The 23,039-nt window shown below is 72.5% G+C and carries 22 protein-coding genes and 1 tRNA gene; 10 read left to right on the top strand and 13 right to left on the bottom strand.

The window, feature by feature from the left end:
- Positions 1 to 13 precede the first annotated feature (13 nt).
- Complete coding sequence (locus ACQPYN_RS15600; RefSeq protein ID WP_433038400.1) at positions 14 to 1,582, top strand: FAD-dependent oxidoreductase; 1,569 nt, start codon at positions 14 to 16, stop codon at positions 1,580 to 1,582.
- Here ACQPYN_RS15600 and ACQPYN_RS15595 read toward each other — a convergent pair.
- From ACQPYN_RS15595 to ACQPYN_RS15565, 7 genes are all read right to left on the bottom strand, one after another.
- Positions 1,564 to 2,283: an ABC transporter ATP-binding protein gene (locus ACQPYN_RS15595; protein WP_433038398.1), complete on the bottom strand. Its 720-nt coding sequence runs from the start codon at positions 2,281 to 2,283 to the stop codon at positions 1,564 to 1,566. The genes ACQPYN_RS15600 and ACQPYN_RS15595 overlap by 19 nt on opposite strands.
- A complete protein-coding gene (locus ACQPYN_RS15590; protein ID WP_433038396.1) occupies positions 2,280 to 3,221 on the bottom strand; it encodes an ABC transporter ATP-binding protein in 942 nt (313 codons plus the stop codon). The genes ACQPYN_RS15595 and ACQPYN_RS15590 overlap by 4 nt, the downstream gene beginning before the upstream one ends.
- Positions 3,218 to 4,375, bottom strand: a complete 1,158-nt coding sequence (locus ACQPYN_RS15585) for a branched-chain amino acid ABC transporter permease (protein WP_433038394.1) — start codon at positions 4,373 to 4,375, stop codon at positions 3,218 to 3,220. The genes ACQPYN_RS15590 and ACQPYN_RS15585 overlap by 4 nt, the downstream gene beginning before the upstream one ends.
- A gap of 8 nt (positions 4,376 to 4,383) precedes the next feature.
- The gene (locus tag ACQPYN_RS15580; protein WP_433038392.1) at positions 4,384 to 5,388 is read right to left on the bottom strand and encodes a branched-chain amino acid ABC transporter permease; all 1,005 of its coding nucleotides are present in this window, start codon (positions 5,386 to 5,388) and stop codon (positions 4,384 to 4,386) included.
- Positions 5,389 to 5,598: 210 nt separating this feature from the next.
- Positions 5,599 to 6,777, bottom strand: a complete 1,179-nt coding sequence (locus tag ACQPYN_RS15575; protein WP_433038390.1) for a branched-chain amino acid ABC transporter substrate-binding protein — start codon at positions 6,775 to 6,777, stop codon at positions 5,599 to 5,601.
- Between the two features lie 203 nt (positions 6,778 to 6,980).
- Positions 6,981 to 8,177, bottom strand: coding sequence for a branched-chain amino acid ABC transporter substrate-binding protein (locus ACQPYN_RS15570; RefSeq protein ID WP_433038388.1), 1,197 nt, complete (start codon positions 8,175 to 8,177; stop codon positions 6,981 to 6,983).
- Positions 8,178 to 8,410: 233 nt separating this feature from the next.
- Positions 8,411 to 9,055: an ANTAR domain-containing response regulator gene (locus tag ACQPYN_RS15565; RefSeq protein WP_328307834.1), complete on the bottom strand. Its 645-nt coding sequence runs from the start codon at positions 9,053 to 9,055 to the stop codon at positions 8,411 to 8,413.
- 200 nt (positions 9,056 to 9,255) lie between these two features.
- Here ACQPYN_RS15565 and ACQPYN_RS15560 point away from each other — a divergent pair.
- Together ACQPYN_RS15560 and ACQPYN_RS15555 are read left to right on the top strand one after the other, a co-directional pair.
- Positions 9,256 to 9,329, top strand: a tRNA-Leu gene (locus tag ACQPYN_RS15560).
- A gap of 46 nt (positions 9,330 to 9,375) precedes the next feature.
- Positions 9,376 to 10,716 (top strand): tyrosine-type recombinase/integrase, encoded by a 1,341-nt coding sequence (locus ACQPYN_RS15555; protein ID WP_433038899.1) that lies wholly within the window; start codon positions 9,376 to 9,378, stop codon positions 10,714 to 10,716.
- 454 nt (positions 10,717 to 11,170) lie between these two features.
- Here the strand turns inward: ACQPYN_RS15555 and ACQPYN_RS15550 are convergent, their stop codons facing one another.
- Positions 11,171 to 11,797 carry a TetR/AcrR family transcriptional regulator gene (locus ACQPYN_RS15550; protein WP_433038385.1) on the bottom strand — a complete coding sequence of 209 codons (627 nt, stop codon included), beginning with the start codon at positions 11,795 to 11,797 and terminating at the stop codon, positions 11,171 to 11,173.
- Positions 11,798 to 11,895: 98 nt separating this feature from the next.
- On the opposite strand from ACQPYN_RS15550, the gene ACQPYN_RS15545 reads away from it, so the two are divergent.
- Positions 11,896 to 12,348: a cupin domain-containing protein gene (locus tag ACQPYN_RS15545; RefSeq protein WP_433038384.1), complete on the top strand. Its 453-nt coding sequence runs from the start codon at positions 11,896 to 11,898 to the stop codon at positions 12,346 to 12,348.
- 437 nt (positions 12,349 to 12,785) lie between these two features.
- Positions 12,786 to 13,313 (top strand): DUF305 domain-containing protein, encoded by a 528-nt coding sequence (locus tag ACQPYN_RS15540; RefSeq protein WP_433038382.1) that lies wholly within the window; start codon positions 12,786 to 12,788, stop codon positions 13,311 to 13,313.
- Between the two features lie 647 nt (positions 13,314 to 13,960).
- On the opposite strand, the gene ACQPYN_RS15535 is transcribed toward ACQPYN_RS15540, so the two are convergent.
- The 4 genes from ACQPYN_RS15535 to ACQPYN_RS15520 are packed head-to-tail and all read right to left on the bottom strand — an operon-like array spanning position 13,961 to position 17,342.
- The gene (locus tag ACQPYN_RS15535; protein WP_433038380.1) at positions 13,961 to 15,229 is read right to left on the bottom strand and encodes a COG4705 family protein; all 1,269 of its coding nucleotides are present in this window, start codon (positions 15,227 to 15,229) and stop codon (positions 13,961 to 13,963) included.
- Positions 15,230 to 15,277: 48 nt separating this feature from the next.
- Positions 15,278 to 15,952 (bottom strand): cutinase family protein, encoded by a 675-nt coding sequence (locus tag ACQPYN_RS15530; protein ID WP_433038378.1) that lies wholly within the window; start codon positions 15,950 to 15,952, stop codon positions 15,278 to 15,280.
- 42 nt (positions 15,953 to 15,994) lie between these two features.
- Positions 15,995 to 16,915, bottom strand: coding sequence for a M56 family metallopeptidase (locus ACQPYN_RS15525; protein WP_433038376.1), 921 nt, complete (start codon positions 16,913 to 16,915; stop codon positions 15,995 to 15,997).
- Between the two features lie 31 nt (positions 16,916 to 16,946).
- Positions 16,947 to 17,342 carry a BlaI/MecI/CopY family transcriptional regulator gene (locus tag ACQPYN_RS15520; protein ID WP_433038374.1) on the bottom strand — a complete coding sequence of 132 codons (396 nt, stop codon included), beginning with the start codon at positions 17,340 to 17,342 and terminating at the stop codon, positions 16,947 to 16,949.
- A 45-nt stretch (positions 17,343 to 17,387) separates the two neighbouring features.
- Between ACQPYN_RS15520 and ACQPYN_RS15515 the strand changes: the two genes are divergently transcribed.
- Entirely contained in the window at positions 17,388 to 18,029 is a 642-nt protein-coding gene (locus ACQPYN_RS15515) for a DedA family protein (RefSeq protein WP_433038372.1), read from the top strand.
- Here ACQPYN_RS15515 and ACQPYN_RS15510 read toward each other — a convergent pair.
- The gene (locus tag ACQPYN_RS15510) at positions 17,989 to 18,723 is read right to left on the bottom strand and encodes a phosphatase PAP2 family protein (RefSeq protein WP_433038370.1); all 735 of its coding nucleotides are present in this window, start codon (positions 18,721 to 18,723) and stop codon (positions 17,989 to 17,991) included. The genes ACQPYN_RS15515 and ACQPYN_RS15510 overlap by 41 nt on opposite strands.
- 88 nt (positions 18,724 to 18,811) lie before the next feature.
- On the opposite strand from ACQPYN_RS15510, the gene ACQPYN_RS15505 reads away from it, so the two are divergent.
- From ACQPYN_RS15505 to ACQPYN_RS15490, 4 genes are read left to right on the top strand one after another with little or no spacing between them, the layout of a single operon-like run.
- Positions 18,812 to 20,125: a MurT ligase domain-containing protein gene (locus ACQPYN_RS15505; RefSeq protein ID WP_433038368.1), complete on the top strand. Its 1,314-nt coding sequence runs from the start codon at positions 18,812 to 18,814 to the stop codon at positions 20,123 to 20,125.
- Positions 20,115 to 20,864 (top strand): glutamine amidotransferase, encoded by a 750-nt coding sequence (locus tag ACQPYN_RS15500; RefSeq protein ID WP_433038366.1) that lies wholly within the window; start codon positions 20,115 to 20,117, stop codon positions 20,862 to 20,864. Before ACQPYN_RS15505 ends, ACQPYN_RS15500 begins: the two co-directional genes overlap by 11 nt.
- A 46-nt stretch (positions 20,865 to 20,910) precedes the next feature.
- On the top strand, positions 20,911 to 21,612 hold the full coding sequence (locus ACQPYN_RS15495; protein ID WP_433038364.1) for a response regulator transcription factor: 702 nt from the start codon (positions 20,911 to 20,913) through the stop codon (positions 21,610 to 21,612).
- Between the two features lie 31 nt (positions 21,613 to 21,643).
- Positions 21,644 to 23,032 (top strand): sensor histidine kinase, encoded by a 1,389-nt coding sequence (locus ACQPYN_RS15490; RefSeq protein WP_433038362.1) that lies wholly within the window; start codon positions 21,644 to 21,646, stop codon positions 23,030 to 23,032.
- Positions 23,033 to 23,039 lie beyond the last annotated feature (7 nt).

Raw genomic sequence — 23,039 nt, 5'->3', positions numbered from 1 at the left:
GACGCTCGACGCCATGGGAAACGACCTCCTCGTCATCGGCGCCGGCCCCGCGGGCCTCGCCACCGCCATCTCCGCCGCCCGTCACGGAGCGCGGGTGCTCGTCGTCGAGCGCCACCACAGCACCTCGATCCACCCCCGGGCCTCGGGGCTGAGTACGCGCACCATGGAGATCTTCCGAACCTGGGGCGTGGCCGACGACGTGCGCGCGGCGAGCTCGAACGTCATCGCCCGGGCGGCGTTCGGTCGGACCCTCGTCGACCCCGACCTCACCGAGAACCCGATCGGCTTCCCCCTCCCCCGCGAGGCCCTCGCCGTCAGCCCGTCCTTCCCGGCCTGCTGCGCGCAGGATCTCCTCGAACCGATCCTGCTCGACGCGGCCCGTCGTGCCGGGGCCGAGATCCGGTTCGCGACGGAGCTCGTCGACCTCGCCGTCGACGACGAGGGCGCCTGGGCGCACGTCCGCGACCGGGACACGGGCGCGACGACGGCGGTGCGCGCCCGGTTCGTCGTGGGTGCCGACGGCCCGCGCAGCCGCGTGCGGACGGCGCTCGGCATCGACGTCGAGCACCTCGGCGGGATCGGTCGCCACGTCCAGGTGCTGTTCCGGGCCGACCTCGGAGCCGTGATCGGCGACCGGGCCCACGGGCTGTACGCCCTGGAGGGCGGCCTGATCATCGCGTTCGGCGACCAGCGGTGGGGCTACGCCCGTCCGTGCCCCACCGACGCCGACATCCCCGTCGACGACGCGCACTGGACGGCGCTGCTGCGCACGGCCACCGGCATCCCGGACCTGTGTCCCGAGCTGCTCGGGACGGCCGTCTTCGACCTCGTCGCCGAGCTCGCCACGGCGTCGCGGGCAGGGTCGGCGTTCCTCGTCGGCGACGCCGCGCACCGCATGACCCCGGTCGGCGCGGTCGGGCTCAACACCGCGGTCCACGACGGACACAACCTGGGCTGGAAGCTGACGTGGGCGGCTGCCGACCGTGCCGGCGAGCCGCTGCTCGCGAGCTACGCCGCCGAGCGAGCGCCCATCGGCGCGCGGAACGCCCGCCGCTCGGTGCAGCCGGGCGTACCCCACCCCGCCGACGGCCTCGCCGGCGACCTCGGCACGGGCTACACGTCCGCGGTGCTCGCCGGCGCCGCCCCGGCTCTCGTGGAGCCGGCCGACCTCGCCGCGGCACCCGGCGAGCGGGCCCCGCACGTGTGGGTCACGGTCGACGGCCGGCGGTGTTCGACCCTCGACCTGTGGGACGGGCGCCTGACGCTGGTGACCGCCGACCCGTCGTGGCGCGCCGCCGCAGCGCAGGTGTCGCTCGCCGCACCCGACCTCGCCGGCCCCCGGCTCGTGAGCGCCTACCGGCTCGCCGAGGGCGGTGCGGTGCTCGTGCGTCCCGACGGCCACGTCGCCTGGCGGGCGGACGCACCCGTCGCCGACGCCGTCGGAGCGCTCACCGACGCCGTCGCGGCGGCCGTCGGGCTCACCGGTGCCCGAGCGAACGGGGAGTTCGTACGCCTAGAAGCAGCGAACCACTCGTTCGCTGCAACGACCGGCGAGCCCGAGCCTCAGCTCACGCCCAGGTAGGCGTCCTGGATCGTGGAGTCGGCGAGGAGCTCCGCGCCGGTGCCGGAGCGGGTGACCTCGCCGGTCTCCATGACGTAGGCGAAGTGCGCCAGGCCCAGGGCCTGCTTCGCGTTCTGCTCGACGAGCAGGACGGTCGTGCCCTCGTTGTTGATCTCGGTGATCACCCGGAAGATCTGGGCGATGAACTGCGGCGCGAGCCCCATCGACGGCTCGTCGAGCAGCAGCAGGCGGGGCTTCGCCATGAGCGCGCGGCCCATGGCGAGCATCTGCTGCTCGCCGCCCGAGAGCGTGCCGCCGGCCTGCGAGCGCCGCTCGGCGAGCCGCGGGAAGATCTCGTACACGCGCTCGAGGTCGGCCGCGAACTGCGGGGTGCGCCGGTCGGAGCGCAGGTAGGCGCCCATGTCGATGTTCTCGGCGACCGTCATGCCCGGGAAGATCCCGCGCCCCTCGGGCACCTGGCTGATGCCCCGGGCCACCCGCAGGTCGGCGCGGACGGAGTTGAGGTCCTCGCCGTCGAACCGCATCGACCCCGACTGCAGGCCGAGGATCCCGGAGATCGCCTTCATGGTGGTCGTCTTGCCCGCGCCGTTCGCCCCGATCAGCGAGACGATCTGGCCCTCCTCGACGCGGAGATCGATCCCCCGCAGGGCCTGGATGCGCCCGTAGGCGACGTGGACGTCCTCGAGCTCGAGCAGGCTCACTGGTCGGACTCCTCATCGAGGTCGCCGCCCAGGTACGCCGAGACGACCGCCGGGTCCCTGCGGACCTCGTCGGGGATCCCGTCGGCGATCTTGCGGCCGAAGTCGAGCACGACGAGACGGTCGGTCACGCCGAGGACGACGCGCATGTCGTGCTCGACGATGACGACCGTGTACCCGTCGTCGCGGATCTTGAGGATGAGCTCGGAGAGCCCGTCCTTCTCGCTGGCCGAGAACCCGGCGGCGGGCTCGTCGAGACACAGCAGCTTCGGCTCGGTCGCCAGGGCCCGGGCGATCTCGAGCCGGCGCTGGTAGCCGTAGGGCAGGGCCGTCGCCTTGTCCGCCGCGCGGTCGGCGATGCCGACGAACTCCAGCAGCGCCATGGCCTTCTCGACGGCCTCGCGCTCCTCGCGGCGGTGGCGCGGGAGCCGCAGCAGCGCCCCGGGCACGGACGTCCGGTGCCGCGCGTCGGTGCCGACCACGACGTTCTCCAGCGCCGTCATCGCCCCGAACAGCCGGATGTTCTGGAACGTCCGGGCGACGCCGGTCTGGATGATCTTGTAGCGCTTCATCCGCGCCAGCGACTGGCCCTCGAGGAGGATGTCGCCCGACGTCGGCCGGTAGACGCCGGTCATGATGTTGAAGCAGGTGGTCTTGCCGGCGCCGTTCGGGCCGATCAGCCCGAGGATCTCGCCGCGGCGGACGTCGAAGCTGACGTCGTCGAGAGCCGTCAGGCCACCGAAGCGCACCGTCAGCCCGTCCACCGCGAGCAGGGTCTCGCCCTTCGCGACACTGATCTCCCGGTCGGGCGCGACCGAGGCCGACACCGCCGCGTCGTGCTCCGCGCGCTCGGCGGCGTCCATGCGCTCGAGGGACTCGAGCAGCCCCTCCTCGCTCGGGGGCGTGTCGAGCGACGTGTCGGTGGACGACGGCTCGCTCATTCCCCACCTCCTCGCGGCGAGGTGCCGGCGTGGTCGTCGGGCACCGTCTCCGGCAGGTCGCCCCGCGCCTTGCTCGACGCCGTCAACCCGCTCGGCGCCACGGCCGTCCCCGCCCCGAACAACTTCTGGTACGCCTGTCTGCCGTTGGCCAGCAGGTGCTGGCGCATCCCGAGCAGGCCCTGCGGGCGGAAGATCATCAGGACGATGAGGGCGACGCCGAAGATCAGGAAACGGTAGGTCGGCTCGAACTGGAAGCGGTCGGGGATGTACGAGACGAGGAACGCCCCGAGGATCACGCCGACCTTGTTGCCCTGCCCGCCGAGCACCACCGCGGCGAGGTAGAGCGTCGACGTCGTGATGTCGAAGCGCTGGTTGTTGACGTAGCCGACCTGGGCGGCGAACAGCGTGCCCGACAGGCCACCGACCGCCGCGCCGATCGCGAAGGCCCAGATCTTGAACCGGTAGGTCGGGACGCCGGAGAGCTCCGCGGCGTCCTCGTCCTCGCGCACGGCGATCCACGCGCGCCCGACCCGCGAGCGCTCGAGGTTCCCCATGAACAGCAGGACGATCACGATGATCATGACCGCGAGCCAGTAGAAGCCCAGGGCGTCGGTCTGCGAGAAGATCGGGGTGCCGTCGGGGAAGTCGCCCCCGGGACGCGCGATGTTCTGGAAGCCGCGGTTGCCGCGCAGTGGGTCGACGTTGTCGGCGAGCAGCCGGACGATCTCCCCGAAGCCGAGGGTGACGATCGCCAGGTAGTCGCCGCGCAGCCGCAGCGTCGGCGTCCCGAGAATGACCCCGGAGATCATCGTGACCACCATGGCGATCGGCACGATGACCAGCCACGGGTAGCGCACGCCCAGCTCGGAGTCCGGGCTGGACAGCAGCGCCGCGGTGTACGCGCCGATGGCGAAGAAGCCGACGTAGCCGAGGTCGAGCAGGCCCGCCTGCCCGATGACGACGTTGAGCCCGATCGCGATGAGCGCGAACACCGCCGCGTTGAACAGCGAGATCGGGAAGTCGGTGTAGGGCTCGGTCGTGATGATCGGCGGGTTGAGCACCGGCAGCGCGAGCAGGAAGAGCACGACCGGGACCATGTAGCCCCACTGCGCCGGCCGGCTCTTGGCGTTCCACCAGTGCGAAATTCCCGCCATCCGTTCCCTCATGCGCGGGACCTCGCCAACGACTCGCCCAGGATGCCCGTCGGCCGGAACATCAGGATGAGCACCAGCAGCACGAACGCGACGACGTCGCGCCAGTCGCCGCCGAACAGGCTCTGCCCGTAGTTCTCGACGACGCCGAGGATCAGCCCGCCGAGCAGGGCGCCCCGCAGGTTGCCGATCCCGCCCAGCACCGCCGCGGTGAACGCCTTGATGCCCAGCAGGAAGCCGCCGTTGTAGACCGCGCCCTGGGGGATCGTCATGAGGTAGAAGAGCGCCGCGACGCCGGCGAGGATGCCGCCGACGGCGAACGTGATCATGATGACCCGCTCGCGGTTGACGCCCATCAGCGTCGCCGTCGCCGGGTCCTGCGCGACGGCGCGGATGCCGCGTCCGAGGCGGCTGCGGTTCACGAACTGGTCGGCGACGACGAACATCGCGAGCGACGCCAGGATGATGACGATCTGCAGGTTCGTGATCGGGGCGCCGAAGATCGTGAAGACCGGCTGGGGCGGCAGCAGGCGGATCGTGCCCTCGGGGTTCGACCCCCGCCAGATGCGGATGACCTGCTGGATGGCGAACGAGGCGCCGATCGCGGTGATGAGGAACGCGAGGCGCGGTGCGTTGCGCCGTCGCAGTGGTCGGTAGGCCACCCGTTCCAGGCCGACGGCGGCGAGGCCGGACACCGCCATCGCCACGAGCCCGGCGAGGATCAGGTCGAGGATGATCGCCGCGATCGGCAGGTTCGGGATCGCGCCGGGCTCGAAGCCGAGGCTGATGAACGTCAGGTAGGTCGCGAACACCCCGATCACGAAGATCTCGGAGTGCGCGAAGTTGATCAGCTGGAGCACGCCGTACACGAGGGTGTAGCCCAGCGCGATGAGCGCGTAGACGCTGCCGTAGGCGAGCCCGTTGATCGTGTTCGCCCAGAAGCGGTCGGCGAGCAGACCGACGTCGAAGTTGATCCAGGGCTCGGCGTGCACGACCAGCGGCGCGGCGTGCGCCACGGCCAGGTCGAGGACGGAAGTCGGGATGACGCGCTCCCCGGGTGCGTCGGGCGCCCGCCGGGGCGGGCACGGAGGGGTGCCGGTTGGGCAGTGTCGATCAGCGTGGCGTCGGGTGCCACAGAGGGTCCGCCACTAGGGGTCCGACACCCGACGGCCGCGCCCCCGCGCGACGCTGCGCGGGGACGCGGCCGAGGGTGTCAGACGGGTCGGTCAGCCGATCTGGGTGTCGGTGACGATCTGGTTGCCCTGCACCCGGTACATCCAGACCGGGGTGTTCGTGAGCTCGCCGGTCGGGCTCCACGCGAACCGCTTGGTGAGCCCCTGGCCCTGGTAGCTGCGCACGAAGTTCAGGAGCGCGGCGCGGTCGGCGGCACCCTGGTCGATGCCGCGCAGCAGGATCGTGGTGACGTCGTACGACTCCGCCGAGTAGGTCTGCGGCGGGACGCCGAAGGCCTGACGGTAGGCGTTCGTGAAGTCCGTGAACCCCTCCTGCGGGACGCACGGGCAGGACAGGAGGCTGCCGTCGGCGGACCCGGCCGCGTTGACGACGTACTGCTCGTCCTTCACGCCGTCGGGGCCGATGAACGTGGTCTGCACGCCGGCGTCACGCAGCTGCTGGATCAGCGGCGCGGCCTCCTGGTAGTAGCCCGCGTAGAAGATCGCCTGCGGGTTGGCCTGCTGGACCTGACCGATGATCGCCGAGAACTCGCGCTGGTTGGTCTTGACGTCGATCTGGCAGCTCGCGCGCGGGCCGAGGGCCTGCGTGACCGTGCCCGCGAGCCCGATGCCGTAGTCCGAGTCGTCCTTGATGACGCAGACGTTCTGGGCGTTGAGGCGGTTCTGGATGTACCCGGCGACGGCCGGGCCCTGGACGGCGTCGTTGCCCAGGCCGCGGAAGAAGTTCGTCCACCCGTTCTGCGTCAGGCCGGGGTTGGTCGCCGACGGGGTGATGTTGACGAGGCCGGCCGCGTTGAGGGCCGGGCCCATGGCGCGGGACTCACCGGAGAACGGCAGGCCCACGATACCCAGGACCGCCGGGTTGTTGATCAGACCGGTGGTCGGGCCCACCGCGGTGTCCGGCGTGCCGCCGGTGTCGGCGCGCACCAGCGTGACCTGGCAGTTCGGGTTCGCCGCGTTGTGCTGGTCGACCGCGAGCTGCGCGGCGTTGACGATGGCGATGCCGAGAGCGGCGTTCTGGCCCGCGATGGTGCCGGCGTAGCCGATGGACGTCCCGGGAGCGCAGCGCCCCTGGCCGTTGCCGGCGGGCAGCGCGGCGTCGGTGGGCTGGGACGGTGCCCCGGCCGCGGGACCGCCGCCCTGCTGCTCGCCTCCCCCCTGGTTGGCGCAGCCACTGAGGACCAGCGCCACCGCTGCCGCGAGCGCACCCACGGCTGCGATCCGTCGTCGGATCACGTCCACCTCCGTCACAGTTCACGTCGGGGTCGCGTGATCACCGCTCGCCCGGTCGGGTGTGGAAGGTATAGGCGTGTGAGGTCTCGGACGCAAGCGCATGCGCTGTCGTATCCGGACCGTAACGTCCGAACCGGTCCAGAGATCCGCTCCGTGGACGCAGGCGGGCAGGGCCGGGTGGCTCAGTCGGCAGGGCCGACGACCGCCCACCGCCCCTGCTGGACGCGGTACACGGTCACCGCATCGGTGCTGACGTCCCCGAAACGGTCGAACGAGAGCGGCCCCGTGATGCCGTCGCCGTGGAATCCCTGCACCGCGCGCACCATCTCCGGGCGCAACGCCGGCGTCCACTCGCCGTCCTCGGCGAGGCTCCGCACGGCGGAGTCGACGAGGACGTTCGCCGCGTCGAACGTGAACGCCCCGTACGAGCCGATGCTCTCCGGATAGCCCGCGCGGCGGTACGCGTCGACGAACTCGCGGGCGGCCGGCAGCGTCTCGGGCGGAGGGCCGACGGAGGTGCCGAGGTCACCCTCGCGACCACCCGCCGTGACGTAGCCGGGGTTGACGATGCCGTCGCCACCCACGACCGGCACGCTCACGCCCCCGGCGGCGAGCGCCGCCGACAGCGGGCCGCCCTCCGGGTACTCGCCGCCGTAGAACACGGCGTCGGGTCGGGCGGCGGCCACGGTCGACACGACCTGGGCGCGCGGCGTCCCCACCGGTGCCCGGACGCGCGCGACGACCTGGCCGCCCTGGGTCGCCAGCTGCTTGGCGAACTCCTCGGCGATGCCGTCGCCGTAGGTCTTGCCGTCGGACACCACCGCGACGCGGCGCTTGTTCTCGGTGCGCGACAGGTAGGTGGCCGCGGCCGGGCCCTGGACGGCGTCGGTCGCCACGGTGCGGAAGAAGGTCTGGTACTGGCGCAGGGGTGCGGTGACGGCGTTCGCGCCGCGGGTCAGGCTCGTCGCCGTGCTGCCCGGGGAGACCTGGACGACGCCGGCCTCGCCGAGGACGGGCTGCACGGCCTGGGCCACCGACGAGTTGAACGGACCGAGGACGCCGATCAGGGACGGGTCGCGGGCGAGTGTCGCCGCGGCGGCCGCGCCGACCGCGGGGTCCGCGCGGTCGTCCTGGCTCTGCACGGCCAGGTGGTAGCCCGGCACGGCGCAGCGGGCGTTGGCCTGGTTGATCGCGACGTCCGCCGAGTTCTTCATGCCGACACCGACCGACGCCAGCTCGCCCGACAGCGGCGCGATGAGCCCGACGACCAGCGTGCCGCGGCTGGTGTCGCAGTCGCCGCCGTCGCCCGACGAGCCGCCGGATCCCCCGCAGCCGGCGACCACCAGCGCGAGGGTCGCGACGAGCGCCGCGACAGCCACCGTGGGTCGAGCTCCGCTGCGCTCCGTCTCCCGGCCTCCCCGACGTCCTCGCGCGCCCACTCGTTTCAACCCCTGCCGTGTCCGACCTCGATACGTGGCGGGAGTCCACGGTAGGTCACGGCCGGGCGACGACCGCGACGGGGACCGTCACGGCCCATCCGCGCTGATCAGCGCGGCGCGACCCGAGCAGGTGACGGCTGGTCACCCACAGGCCGCGCTCACGCTGGGTGACGTCAGCCGAAGGTCTCGACGACGGCGTCGGCGACCGCCCGCATGGTGGTGCGCCGATCCATCGCCGTGCGCTGGATCCAGCGGAAGGCGTCGGGCTCGGTCATCTTCTTCTTGGCCATCAGCAGGCCCTTGGCGCGCTCGACGGCCTTGCGGGTCTCGAGACGGTCGGTGAGACCCGCGACCTCGGCCTCGAGCGCGGCGACCTCGGCGTACCGGGAGGCCGCGAGCTCGATCGCCGGGACCACGTCGGTCTTGGAGAACGGCTTGACCAGGTAGGCCATGGCGCCGGCATCGCGGGCGGACTCGACGAGCTCGCGCTGGCTGAACGCCGTGAGCATGACGACGGGGGCGAGGCGCTCCCCCGCGATCGTGCGCGCGGCCTCGAGCCCGTCGGTGCCGGGCATCTTGATGTCCATCATGATCAGGTTCGGGCGGAGCTCGCGGGCGAGGCGCACGGCCTCCTCGCCGTCGCCGGCCTCGCCGACGACGTCGTACCCCTCCTCGCGCAGCATCTCCACGAGATCGAGACGGATGAGCGCCTCGTCCTCGGCGACGACCACCCGCAGCCCGGCGGGCGCGGCCTCGGCCTCCGGAGCGGCGGCGGCCTCGATGTCGGTCTCGGTGACGATGTCGGCCGACTGGCTCATGTGCGGCTCCCTCTCGATGCGCGTCGTCGCGCCACCCCAGCACGCGCGACGCTGCGTCGACCCCGGGCGGCGGTCCCGCCCGCCGGTCCGGCACAGGGCCGTGACGACCGGTTCGGGCAGGCCGTTTCGATTCAGGGACGATACCTCGACTACGGTGACCCACCGACGGTGACGCTTTTCTCCTGTGGATGCCGTAACACGCCCCCGTAGCCCAATCGGCAGAGGCAGCGGACTCAAAATCCGTCCGGTGTGGGTTCGAGTCCCACCGGGGGCACTCTTCGTGGCGGGTCACAGGCTTGCCGTGAGGCACGGAGCCGGCCCTGTGGTCCGTTGACGGGCCGCTTACTCGTCTGACCCGGCTCGGTGGACACACGGCTCGACCGCCCCTGGCTCTCGGAACACCTGGCTCGATCACCGTCAACCAAGAAGGTCCGGGGGTCTGGGTCGCTCGTTGCCGATTCCGGGGACACGACGGTGTCACTCGCCGACTGCGCAAGCACGGGGCTTCCAAGTCTGCCGCCCGAGCCGAGCTCCACAAGGCGATCGAGGAGCGTCAGAGAGGCACCTCCCGAGCAGGCGGCCTCTCCCCCGGCGCGACCTTCGCCGAGGCCGCCGAGCTCTACCTCGCCAAGATCGCCCGCAAGCGCGAGGACACGACCCTGGTCGAGTACCGAGCCCGGCTCGACAACTACGTCCTGCCCGCGCTCGGTGCGCTCCGACTGCGGGAGTGCACCGTCGCGCAGCTCGACCGCTACTTCGACGCGCTGAGCGAGAGGTACTCCGCCAACACCCGCCGCAGCGTGCGAACGGTGGTCGTCGGCGTCATGCAGCAAGCGGTCATCCACGGTGCGATCGACAGCAACCCGGCTCGCGAGATCGAACGCATCGAGCAGACCCGCGGGAAGCGGAGGGCTGGCCCGCGTGGACTCACTGTCGACGAACGTCGGGCCCTGCTCGAGTGGCTTGACTCCTCGTCGCCCGACCCGACCGTCCACCGCCTGCAGCGCCTGGCACGTCGGGCCGAGCTCCCTGACCTCGTTCGCTTCTTCCTCGGCACCGGTCTCCGCATCGGAGAAGGTCTTGCCATCCGCCGGCTCGACATCGACCTCGAGGGTGCCGTGGTGCGCACCAGCGCCGGAGAGGTGCGAGTCCCGGTGCTCGCGGTCGCCGAGAACCTCGTATGGGTCAAGGGCAAGGGCCTCACCAGACATGAGGGCAAGAGCGACGCGGCCCTGAGGCTCCTCCCGCTGCCGTCGTTCGCAGTGCAGGTAATAGAGCGTCGCCTCGACACCCCGGCGAGCCGCCACGGGCACCCGATCTCCACGCGCGGTCGCATCCCGGCGCCGTCAGCGACGCGTTCCACCGTGGCGACCCGACTGGCCTCCCCAGCCCCGGCGCCCCAACCAGCACGACCACGCCCGTCGCTACCTCGCAGGCGAGCGAGGAGCCGACCCCAGATCCCTCACCGGCCACAACCGACTCGTCGGCCCCGCGTCTGGGCCCGGACGGACTCACCAGCGACGAGCGCGAACGCATCCGGGCATGGGCCAACGAGGAAGGCATCGAGGTCAAGGCCCGAGGCCCCCTCAGCAAGAACCTCTTCGGCAACTACCGCTCCGACACACTCGACGCTAACTGCACTCGCGACTCGTCCGGTATGAATGCGGATTGGGAGATCGCAGCAGTCCGCCAACGACAGCAACCTCCTCTGACCGCACCACGAACCGCCGTTAGCCGTTAGTCCGCACCACGGCGCAATCGGGAGGTAGCGCAGACTCCACCGCCGGCGATCATCGCTTAGGCCAAGGCCTTAGGTGTCGTGACCGCGCTCGCGGCGGGTGGACGCAGTGGACCCGATAGGGAGCCAGTTTGCCGGTCGCGTCGCTGCGGCCGCTGCCCGGTGTGGCGAGGAGGCGTGACCGGGCATCATCTAGGCCTCCTGCCCGCCGTTCACTGCAACCGCTCATGCATTTCTGAGGCTGGTCAGCGCGGCGGCCGTGCGGGACGACGCTTAAACGACAGCTGCCGCCGGCAGTGAATTGCGTGGCACTCGGCGGCCGCTTCGATGCGGAGTGACGGCCGGTAGGACGACCGCGTTGTGCGGTGCGCGCGGGGTCAGCGTTGTTCAGCGTCGGTGCTCTCGTCGAGTAGATCGGTTTCCAGTAGCTGTGTCGCCCATGTCTGGAAGCGCTGTGGTGTCCAGCCTAGGTCTGCGGTGCACAGGTGATACATCTCCGGGCTGAGTAGTGCCGCGTAGCGGTGTCCGGCGTCCTCGCCCGAGATTCCCGGGCGTAGGGCGCCGTGGAGGAAGTCCGCGGCGAGGGCGGTGACCTGGGCGAGCCGGCGTTGAAGCAGTCGTTCCCGCAGCGCGACCGCGAAGGGTTCCCGGTCGGCCGCGGCGCGGATCACGGCGTGGATCGGGCTGGTGCGCGCCAGCGTGTGACAACTGGCATCGACCCAGCCTCGCAGCCGCTGGCGTGGGCTCGGCAGACGGGCGACGGACTCGAGCCATCGCTGTTGTTCGCTGACCGCACCTTCCGGTCCCATGATCGCCGCCTCGATCACGCCCTCGAGTAGGCCGCTCTTGCCCTTGAGCGAGGAGTAGATCGTCTCGGGGGATATCTCGGCCTCTTCGGCGACCGCCGCGATCGTCGTGCCGGCGTATCCCCGCTCGAGGAACAGCCGCCGGGCGGCGTCGATGGCGCGCCGTCGGGTGTTGTGCATCTGCTCCGTGCGCACCACCGACCGGTAGGTACGCCGCCGCCCCTTGACCGGCCCTCCCATATTGAGGACAGTATCAGTCAGTTCATCCCAGCCGCGGTGTACTCAATCTTGGGGAGGTGGCTGCGGTGTCAGCACATGCTCTTGCACCCGGCGGCGGTCGGTCGTTCGGCCCGGGGATCAACGTCAAGGTCGAACTCGGGGACGGCGGTGACTTCGCGATGTTCGAGTCCGCGTTGCCGCCGTCGTTCGACGGACCACCGCCGCACGTGCATCGCGTCTACGACGAGGCCTTCTACGTCCTCGACGGGTCGGTGGCATTCACCCTCGATGGACAGACCAGGGACTGTCCCGCCGGATCGTGTGTGTTCATCCCGCGCGGGGTGCCACATGGTTTCGACAACCCGGCCGACATGCCCGCCAAGATTCTTGTGATCACCACGCCCGGGGCGATCCAGCTCGTCGAAGACATCTACACCCTCATGGGCGGCGACGGCCCGCCGGACCCCGAGGCGATGGCCGCGCTCTATGCCCGACACGACAGCGAGATCGCCGTAGCCAACCGGAGCTGAACACTTCAGCCGACCGTGAGCTGAGCACGGCGCCCGGGCATCGGCCACGCCTGGACCTTCGGCTCCACCCGACACTCGACGGCTGGCACCCTGATCGATACGGCGAACTGATCGACCTGCCTCGTCTTGGTGGGGTGCGCTCCGCGACCTTCGCCGATGCTGCATCGCGTCGAGGACCATGGTGGGCCGGGACCGGCCGTCCGACGACCGACCGACCGACCGACGACATCGCCGCCACCCAGTCGCGCTACGCCACGGAAACCTCGACCGACTACGCGATCTGAGGGGCCGCGTCGAGCGGCCGCCCGGCCGCGCTCCTCATCGTCGTGACATCTGGAGCCGCACACACTCTGCCGATGTTCCACTCCCGCGGGCCGTCCGCGGCGCCGTGCTCGAGGGCGCGCCTCGGCCTCGCCGTCACCGGAGCGGCCCTCGCCGTGGTGCTCGGCGGCTGCGGCGCCAGTGCGGCGGCGCAGCCCCCTCCACGGTTCGACCACAATGTCGATCACTGTCCCGGCCACAACGCGGCGGACGTGCGCTTCCTGCGCGAGTTGATCCCGCAGCGCATCCAGGGCGTCGCCATGGTCAGTCAGGTCGGGTCGAGGGCTGCGTCACCGGAGGTGAAGGCCCTGGCGGGACGCATCGACATGGAGCAGGAACACGAGATCGATCAGATGAACCAGATGTTGATCAACTGGGGGGAACGCCGTCCCCAGCCCGGCACGACCGTCCCGGGCGAGATGCTGAGCGACGATCAGTTGCAGCAGCTGGCGGCGACCGGCGGGCCCGCGTTCGACCACCTGTTCCTCCAGTTGATGATCGATCACCATCGTGCGGCGACCCGACCTGCTCAGCTCGAGCTCGCCGAGGGACTCGATCCCGGGACCATGGCGCTCGCCGGCCGGCTCGTCGCCGCCCAGGAGACCGAGATCGTGCAGATGGAGGCTCTGCAGGACGGCCACTAGCTTGCGCCTCGTTACGATCCGAGCACCCGGTCCACGAGCGCCCGAATCTCCTCGCCGGTCGGCGGTACCGCTCTCGCCGCCAGCCCCCCGACAAGGATCTCAACCCACACCCGGCGCGTCCCGGGCTCGATCGTGTGCCCGCGCTCGAACGTCGCCTCGACCTCGCTCCTCCACCAGTCCCGCCACGTTGAGACCTCCGACGCGAACGGGTCGGGCAGCGCACCGCCGAGGAAGAGGATGCGGGCGAACGCCGCCGAGCGTGGATCACTGCGCAAGAGGTCCGCGAGATCGAGGACGAAGAGCCGCAGGCGAGCGCCGGGTTCCGTACCCGTGTTCGTCAGTGAGCCGAGGAGATGCGTTTCGCTGACGGGGCCATCGCTCCGCCCACGCGACGTCGAGCAGCGTCCCGACGGTCCCGAAGCGCTGGACGAGCGCCGCCGGCGTCCGTCCGGCCCGGTGCGCCACGACGGCCTCGCTCAGGCCGTGGTGGCCCCGCTCGGCCAGGACGTCGAGAACCGCATCGATGAACGACTCGCGCACCTCGGCGCGGCGGGTGTCCTGGTCGACCCGCCACGCCATCGTGAGGCGGCGCCGTTTCCCGGGTTGCACCGCCCCGCGATCCACCTGTCGCCGGGCAGCGCGCGACCTCAGCCGAGCTCGGCGAGCAGGGCGGTGAGCGCCTGGCGTTCGGCGGCAGGGTCCGGCGTGCCCGCACGCAGCTGCGTGAGCACGTCGTCGATTTTCGTGTCCACGCGCGTCCAGGCCGCGTCGTCGCGGGCCTCGAGCCGGCCCTGGGCCTGGTCCCAGGCGGTCTCGAGGTCGGTCACGCGGGTGGTGGCCCCGGACTGGTCCCCGGCATTCAGACGGTCGAGCGTGTCCTGGGTGATGGTCCGGAACTCCGAGAGATCCCCGAGGGACGCGTTCGGTCCCGTCGCGGGGGCGCCGGCCGCGGGCGCGGCACTTCCCTGGGCGACCGCACCGCTCGCCGCGGGCGCGCTCGCGTCCTGCAGGGCGGCGGTGCGAGCGACGTAGCCGGCGCCGGCCGCGGCGACCAGCACGCCCACCACGACCACGGTCTGCACGAGCCCGCTCGCACGCTGGGGCCGCACCTGGACCGGCCCGGTGACCGGGTCCTCGTCCGTCACGAGCTCGGTGACGTCGGCCCGGCTCACTGCGAGGTAGATCACCGTGCCGACGATGGCCACGAGGAAGATCACGCTGGTCACGGTGCTGCCCAGGCCGAGCCCGCCGTGGTCGGGGGTCTGCGCGAGCAGGTCACCCAGCGAGGCGCCGAGCGGCCGGGTGAGCACGTAGATGATCCAGAAGGCCAGGACCGGGTGGAGCCCCATCCGCCAGGCGATCGCGATCACGGCGATCACACCGGCGACGATCGCCAGGGAGACGAGATACCCCAGGCTGAGGGCCTCCGCCATCAGGTCGCCGGCGGCCGTGCCCAGGGCGAAGGTGAAGAGGACGGCGAGCCAGTAGAACGTCTCCCGCCGTGTGGTCGTGATCGAGTGGATCGAGAGCGTCCGCTCGGAGCCGTACCAGGCAAGGAAGATCCCCGCGAGGATCACGGCGAAGCCGATCGTGCTCGCCTGGAGCGGCACGCCGATGTTGTCGGTGAGGTTGTCGGTGACCAGCGTGCCGAAGACGCTGACCAGCGCGACAGCCGTCCAGTACAGGCCCGGGACGTACCGCGGGGCGCGGAACTGCAGGACCATGATCAGGGCGAGGAGCACGCCGGTCGCGATCGAGGTGCCGGTCAGGCCGAATCCGAGGTCGATGTTGAGGAAGTCGGCCGCCGTCTCCCCGACCGTCGTGCAGAGCACCTTGATGATCCAGAAGTAGACGGTGACCTCGGGGACCTTGTTCAGCATCACGCGCCGCGTTGCGAGCGCCTGGTGGGTCGTCATGGCGCACACGATCGGCAGCGTTCGATGTGACAGTGATGTGAGCAGCTCTCACCGGAAGGGCGTCGACGTCAGATGGCCGACGGCGAAAGCGGCGGCCCGGTCGGTGGCGCCCTCGTCGTAGGAGCGGTGTGTCCCGAGCAGGGGCCCGCGACGACCGCAGATGGCGTCGCCGGTGGTGCAGAGGTCCAGCGCACGGTCGCGCACCGCGCTCGGTGCGGTCTCGAGGGTGGTGCCGCGGGACCCGAGCGGATTGCCGAACACCACCACCGCCGCGGTGCGCGCGACGACCGCGGCGTCGAGGACCGGCAGCCCCCGGGACCGGTCGCCGGCGGGCAGCCCGAGAGCCGCCGAGATCAGCACGGCGCCCTGCGAGTAGCCGCCCAGGACGAACACCGTGCCGGGACACGCGGCCACCACCGCCCGCGTGTGCTCCACGACGTCGACGACACCGGACCCGACGTCCTGGTCGCCCGCGGCCGGGTACTCCACGCCCCGGGCGCGGACGGTGCCCGGCGGCATCGCGGCGACGACGGCCCGGGCGAAGGCGTCCCCGATCCGGCCGAGGCCTGGTGGTTGGCTCGTCCCCCGGGCGAAGGCGATCTCCACCGGGGCGCATCCGGTCGCAGTCGGCGCCACCGGAGGACGGCCACCGCACCCGGTGAGCAGGAGCACCAGGGCGGCGACCACGACGCCGTGCGCGGGCCTCACGCGGATTCGGGACACCGCCACGACGGTGCTCGCGACGGATGTGCCGACGATGAGTCGTCAGTCGCCGTACTCGGCCGTCTCCAGGAGGCCGTGGAGGTCGAGGCCGGCGTCCAACGTCGCCCCGAGGGCGACCGCGGCGGCGAGGACGAGCAGGGCCGCGACCAGACCGAGACGCCGTGACCGGGTCGGCGGCGGGACGAGCAGGGCCCCGACCCGCCGCGGCACGGGTCCCGAGGTCATGCCCGGACCCCACGCCGGCATGGCGGGACCGGCCCGGTGCACCAGGAGCGCCGCGTGACCGACCGCGCGCGCGACGACACCCCGGTCCCCCACCGACCGCACGGCCTCCTCGTCGGCGCAGCGCTCGGCCGCGTACGCGACGGCCCGACCCCAGGGCGCCAGCAGCGGGTTGAGGGCCTCGGCGATCGCGGCCAGGCCCAGGACCACGTGGTGGTGCTTGGCGATGTGGGCCCGCTCGTGGGCGACCAGTGCGCCGCGTTCGTCGTCGCGAAGCCCGTCGAGCATGCCGCTGCTGACGACGACGTGCCCCGGTCGCCGGCCAAGGCGCGGCTGGGCCACGGCGTACGGCATGGGATCGACGACGACGACGACGTCGGCGGCGGACCGCGGGTCGGCGGGCAGGTCACGGACCACGAGCCGGTAGCGCCGCACGAGCCCGGCCACGGTGACCGTCGCCCGCACCAGCAGGGCGGCGAGGACGAGCGCCGCGAGCGCCCCGATCGGGATCGCCCAGGGCTGGTGCAGCGCGAGCACGTCCGGCGACCACTCGCCGATCCGGGCGACCTGAGGAATCTGCGCGATCGCCGCCGCCACGAGCAGCGCCAGCGACGTCGTGCTCGCCGCGGCGACGAGGACGGTGCCGCCACCCAGGAGCACGAGCGCCGTGCGCGGGTGCAGGTGATCCGGCAGAGAGCGCGCCGTGCCCGCGGAGCCGCGGGCGATCACAGCGAGGGACACCAGCAGAGGAACGTAGACGGCCAGAGTCATGTCACTCACCCAGCAGCCGCCGCAGGAGCTGTTCGTCGTCGTCGGAGAGGTCGTCGACGAAACGCGCGAGCACCGTGTCGCGGTCGAGCCGCTGGTCGAGCACCCGGCGCATCCGGCGGGCGGCGAGGCCCGGCTCGTCGCTCACGGGCTCGTAGGCGTGCGCGCGACCGGCCCGGCTCCGGCGCAGCGAGCCCTTCTCGTGCAGCCTCGTGAGGATCGTCTGCACGGTCGTGTAGGCGAGGTCGCCGCCGACGGCCACCTGCACCTCCGACGGTGTCATCGGGGTGCCCGACGCCCAGAGGACCTCGAGCACCGCCGCCTCGAGCGTCCCGCGCGGGCGCCGCGCTCCCTCGCCGCCGCCGTCCACCACGTCCGCTCCTCCGTCGATCGGGGTCACCTCCTACACGTCTGTAGGGTCGGAATGCGAGGGAGGTGGCCGCCGGTGCTGCTCGCATTCAACCCGCTCAGCGCGACGTCGTGGCTCTCGAGTCTCGGCACCCTGGGCGTGTTCCTGGTCCTGTTCGCCGAGACCGGGCTGCTGATCGGGTTCTTCCTGCCGGGGGACTCGCTGCTCTTCACTGCGGGCCTGCTGGCGAGCACCAGCGTCACGGCGCCGCTGCACCTGTCGTTGCCGTGGGTCCTCGTCGCGGCGGTGGCCGGGGCCCTGCTCGGCGCCCAGACCGGTTTCGTGATCGGCCGGCGTGCCGGGCCGGCGCTGATGTCCCGATCGCGCTCGCGCCGGCTCCACGAGGGCGCCGCACAGGCCGAGGGGTATCTCGCCCGGTACGGCCACGGCAAGGCGATCGTCCTCGCCCGCTTCGTCCCGATCGTGCGCACGGTGCTCAACCCGCTGGCCGGGGCGCTCGGCGTCCCGACCCGGACCTTCACGCTGTGGCAGGTGGTCGGCGGGCTCCTCTGGAGCGTCCTGCTCACCGTGGCCGGCTACGTCCTCGGGGCCTCGATCCCCGGCGTCGACCAGTACCTGCTCCCCGTCATCGCCGTGATCGTCGTCGTGTCCCTGCTCCCGCTGGCCATCGAGATCGTCAGGAACCGTCGAAGGGCCTCCGAGGAACCTCCCCGCTGAGGCCGTCCCGCCGCCGCGCGACCACCAGGTCGACGACGACCACCGCCCCGACCGCCACCACCGCGAGGCACCAGCCGGCGAGGACGTCGCTCGGGTAGTGCACGCCGAGCACAACCCGCGAGACCCCGACCGCGACGATGGCGAGTCCACCGCCGAGCGTCGCGGCGACGAGGTGGCGGTGGTGGTGTGCGAGCACGAGGTGGGCGATCAGCAGCAGGACACCCGCCGAGACCAGGGCGTGTCCCGATGGGAACGAGAACCCGCTCGCGGCCACGGCCCGGAGCTCGAGCGGCGGTCGCGGGCGTACCACGACGAGCTTCATGCCGACATCGACGACCAGGACCGCAGCCAGCCCGCCCAGCCCGAAGGACACCGGGTGCCACGAGCGCCGTCGCAGACCCAGCACCAGCGCGACGACCACGAGCAGCGTGATCATCGCGGTCGGGCTCCCGAGATCGGTGACGACCACCATCACGGCGGTGAGGCCAGCCGGTCGGTGCGCCGCGATCTCCGTCACCACGGCCGTGTCGAAGGCCGCGAGGAAGGGCGTCGACACCAGCGTCGCCCACAGGGCCAGGAAGGCTCCCAGGGCCACCAGGGTCACGACGACCGCTATGAGCACCGGGGACGCCGCCGGGACCGGGCGCACCGGTGGCACCGGATCGGCGGGTTCGGACGTACGGGACAGGGTCATGGGACGAGCGTTCTCGGTGGACATGTCAGTGCGATGAGAGCCGGGCTCTCACATCGACGTCTCATCGACCCCGGCGCACCGTCGCCGAGTGTCCCCCGTATCGCACGCCCTCCGCGTCCGCATCCCTCTGCGCCTGGCCACCGGCGCGGGACGTCTGGCGGCCCGCACCTCGCGCCGCCTCGGGATCGGCGCCGGCTCCGTCATCGCCGGGCGTGTGGCGCTCGGCCTCCGGCCGGACGTCCTGTCCGCGCTGGCCGCCGGCCGGCGCACCGTGGTCGTGACCGGGACGAACGGCAAGACGACGACCACCCACCTGGTGGTCGCAGCACTCGGTGGTCCCGATGGGCTGGGACCGATCGCCCACAACGCCGCCGGCTCGAACATGACCGACGGTGCGGTGAGCGCCCTCCTCGCGGCGCCGACGGCGCGACTGGCCGCGCTGGAGGTCGACGAGCTCCATCTCGGGGAGATCCTCCGTGCGGTGCGACCCGCGGTCGTGGTGGTGCTCAACCTGAGCCGGGACCAGCTCGACCGGGTCTCCGAGGTCCGGGCGGTGGCGGAGACGGTCCACCGCACCGTGACCGCTCACCCGGGCACCGTCGTCGTGGCCAACGCCGACGACCCGATGGTGGTGTGGACGGTCGGCGCCGCCCGGGAGCGGGTGGTCTGGGTCGCGGCCGGCGGCGGGTGGGACGGCGACACCCGGGTGTGCCCTGCGTGCGGTGCCCTCCTGGACAGACCGCACGACGGACCCTGGTCGTGCAGCGGCTGCGGCCTGCGGCGCCCCGACCCCGCGTGGTGGTGGCAGGAGACCGTGGACGGCGCGACCGTCGGCCACCGCTTCGTTCCGCCGGTGGCGCTGCCGCTGCACCTGCCGGGTCGGGCGAACCTCGGTAACGCGGTGATGGCGCTCGCCGCGGCGGACTCCCTCGGGACGCCGATGGACCGTGCGGCGCCGCGACTCGGCGCGCTGCGGGATGTGGCGGGCCGCTACGGCGTCGTCGTCCACCACGGGCGACGGGTCCGGGTGCTGCTGGTGAAGAACCCCGCGGGATGGCGGGAGGCCGTCGACGTCCTCGTCCCCGGCCGGCCCGTGGTTGTCGCGATCAACGCCCGCGAGGCCGACGGCCGTGACGTCTCCTGGCTCTGGGACCTCGAGACCGGTCCCCTGGCCGGGCGACTCGTCGTGGCCGCCGGCGACCGCGCGGCCGACCTCGGCGTCCGGCTCGGGTACGCCGAGATCGCCCACGACACCGAGCCCGACCCCCTCGTCGCCCTCGACCGCCTGCCGGACGGGGACGTCGACGTGCTGGCGACCTACACCGCGTTCACCGACCTGCGCGCGCGCCTCACTGCGCCCGCCGCGTCCCGGGAGCTCGTGGGGGCCGGCCGTGGCCGCTGACAGCGAGGTCGGCATCGCGGTCCTGCTGCCGGACCTGCTCGACACCTACTCCGACGCCGGCAACGCGCACGTCCTGGCTCAGCGGTTGCGCTGGCGCGGGCTCGCCGCGCGGATCGTGCCGGTCCCGAGCGGGGCGGCCCCTCCCACCGACTGCCGGCTCTACCTGCTCGGCGGCGGCGAGGACGCCGCGCAGGACGCGGCCGCGGGCTGGCTCGCGCGCCACCGCGCGGTGCTCGCCGACGCGGCCGAGGACGCCGTGGTCGTCGCGGTCTGCGCCGGGCTCCAGCTGCTCGGTCACCGGACCACGGATGCCGCGGGGGTCACCCGGGAGGGCCTCGGTCTTCTCGACCTCACCACCCGCGCCGCGGCGCGCCGCCAGGTCGGCGAGGCGGTCAGCCGGTCGGGGCTGCCCGGGGTGGGGCGTCTGACCGGCTTCCACAACCACCGCGGGGTCAGCCGGCTCGGGCCGGGGGCCTGGCCGCTCGCCCGTCGCGAGCGGGGGCCGGCGAACGATCCGTCGGGACAGGACGAGGGCGCGCTGTCCGCCACCGCAGCGCAGGACCCGGAGGGTCCGGGGATCGTGGCCACCTATCTGCACGGGCCCGTGCTGGCCCGGAACCCGCTGCTCGCCGACCACCTGCTGCGCCGGGCCGTCGGCGAGCCGATGCCCGAGCTCGATCCCGGACGCCTGCCCGACGTGGCCGGCCTGCGGCGGCGCTACCTGGGCGCACGGGACTGACGTCTCTCTCATCCGGCGGACATGTTCGTCGTCCTACCGTGACCTCATGCGCGTGCTGGTGGTCGAGGACGAGGTGCGGATGGCCGCGTTGATCAAGCGCGGCCTCGAGGAGGACGGCTACGCCGTCGACGTGGCCGCCACCGGCACGGACGCCATCTGGCAGGCCGGCGAGTTCCCCTACGACGCGGTGCTGCTCGACGTGATGCTGCCCGGCGCCGACGGCTTCGAGGTGTGCCGGAAGCTGCGGGAGGACGGCCGGTGGGCGCCGATCCTCATGCTGACCGCCCGCGACGAGGTCACCGACCGCATTCGCGGGCTCGACGTGGGCGCCGACGACTACCTGACCAAGCCCTTCAGCTTCGGCGAGCTCGCCGCGCGGGTGCGTGCCCTCATCCGCCGCGGCGGCGGCGACCGTCCGACGGTCCTGCGCGTCGGTGACCTCGCGCTGGATCCCGCCTCCCGGCGCGCGTGGCGGGGCGAGCACGAGCTCGTGCTGTCGACCAAGGAGTTCGCGCTGCTCGAGCTGTTCCTGCGCCACCCCGACGAGGTGCTGTCCCGCACGACGATCCTCGAGCACGTGTGGGACTTCGCCTACGACGGCGTCTCCAACGTGATCGACCAGTACGTGTCCTACCTGCGCCGCAAGGTCGACCGCCCCTACGGCGTCGAGCAGATCGAGACCGTGCGGGGCGCCGGGTACCGCCTGCGCTCCCCCGCCGTCGACCACCGCGCCGCGCGCACGGAATGATCGCGGACGAGCGACCCCTGGGGGTGGGACCATGCCGCTGCGGGTGAGGCTCGGCCTGCTCTTCGCCCTGGCGACCGCCGCCCTCGTCGGTGCCGTCGCCTTCGTTTTCCTCCTGCAGCTGCGCGCGAGCCTCGAGGCAACCCTCGACACCTCCCTGCAGAGTCGGGCGGCCGTGCTCGCCGACCAGTACGCGCTCGGCGGGCCGGGCGCGCTGCGCCTGAACCAGGACGAGGAGCCGATCCAGGTCCTGACCGCGGACGGCGCCATCGTCGCGAGCTCCCCGGAGGTCGCCGGCGCGCCCGTCCTCGGCGCGGCCGCCCGGAGGGACGTCCTGGCGCGGCGCCACGGCGGGTCGCGGCCATTGCGGTTCACCGTCGCCGAGGGCGACGACTCGACCCGCTACCTCGCCGCGATCCTGCCCGGCACGGCCGACGAGATCCTCATCGTGGGCACCGGGACCGACATCGCGGAGGCCGCCGACGAGCGGGTCGAGCAGGGGTTCCTGTTCCTGGGGCCGCCGACGGTGCTCATCGCGGGGCTCGGCGCCTGGTGGCTCGCCGGCGCGGCGTTGCGCCCCGTAGAGCGCATGCGACGCCAGACCGCGGAGCTCAGCGAACACGACGACGGGGCCCACCTCGCCGTGCCCGCCACCCGCGACGAGATCGCCGCACTGGCCCGGACGATGAACGGGCTGCTCGACCGGCTCCGGGACTCCCTGGAGCTCCAACGCGGCTTCGTCGCGGACGCGGGTCACGAGCTCCGCACCCCCCTGGCGACGCTGCGCGCGGAGCTGGAGCTCGCCGCCCGCCCGGGCCGCAACGCCGACGAGCTGCGCCTCGCCGTGACCTCGGCGACCCAGGAGACCGAGCGGCTGATCCGGCTCGCCGAGGACCTGCTCCTGCTCGCCCGCGCCGAGGGCGACCGACCCTTCCTGCGCACGGTGCCGATGGACGTGACGACCGTCGCGGCCGCGGCCGCCCGGGGGGCCTCCGCCCGGTCCGGCGCGCGGGACATCGACATCGTCGTGGAGGGGCCCGACCGGCTCGAGCTGAACGCCGACCCGGACCGGCTCCGGCAGGCCCTCGACAACGTGCTCGCCAACGCCGTCCGCCACTCCCCCGAGCACGGCATCGTGCTCGTGACGCTGTCCACCCCGGCAGACGGGGTGGCGCGGATCGAGGTCACGGACCAGGGTCCCGGGTTCCCCGAGGACTTCCTGCCGCACGCCTTCGAGAGGTTCCGCCGCGCCGACACCGCCCGAGCCCGGGCGGACGGCGGGAGCGGCCTGGGGCTGGCCATCGTCGAGACGATCGTGAGAGCCCACCAGGGGCGGGTGAACGCCGCCAACAGCGAGGCCGGGGGCGCCAGAGTCACGCTGGAGCTGTCCCTCGGGAGCAAGGTTCCCAGCCCGGCGATGTGAGGACGAT

Origin of the sequence: Actinomycetospora sp. CA-053990 (assembly GCF_050948445.1) — a bacterium.
Classification (GTDB): Bacteria; Actinomycetota; Actinomycetes; order Mycobacteriales; family Pseudonocardiaceae; genus Actinomycetospora; species Actinomycetospora callitridis.
The sequence above is the reverse complement of the archived record's forward strand: the minus strand, read 5'-3'. Positions and strand labels throughout refer to the sequence as shown.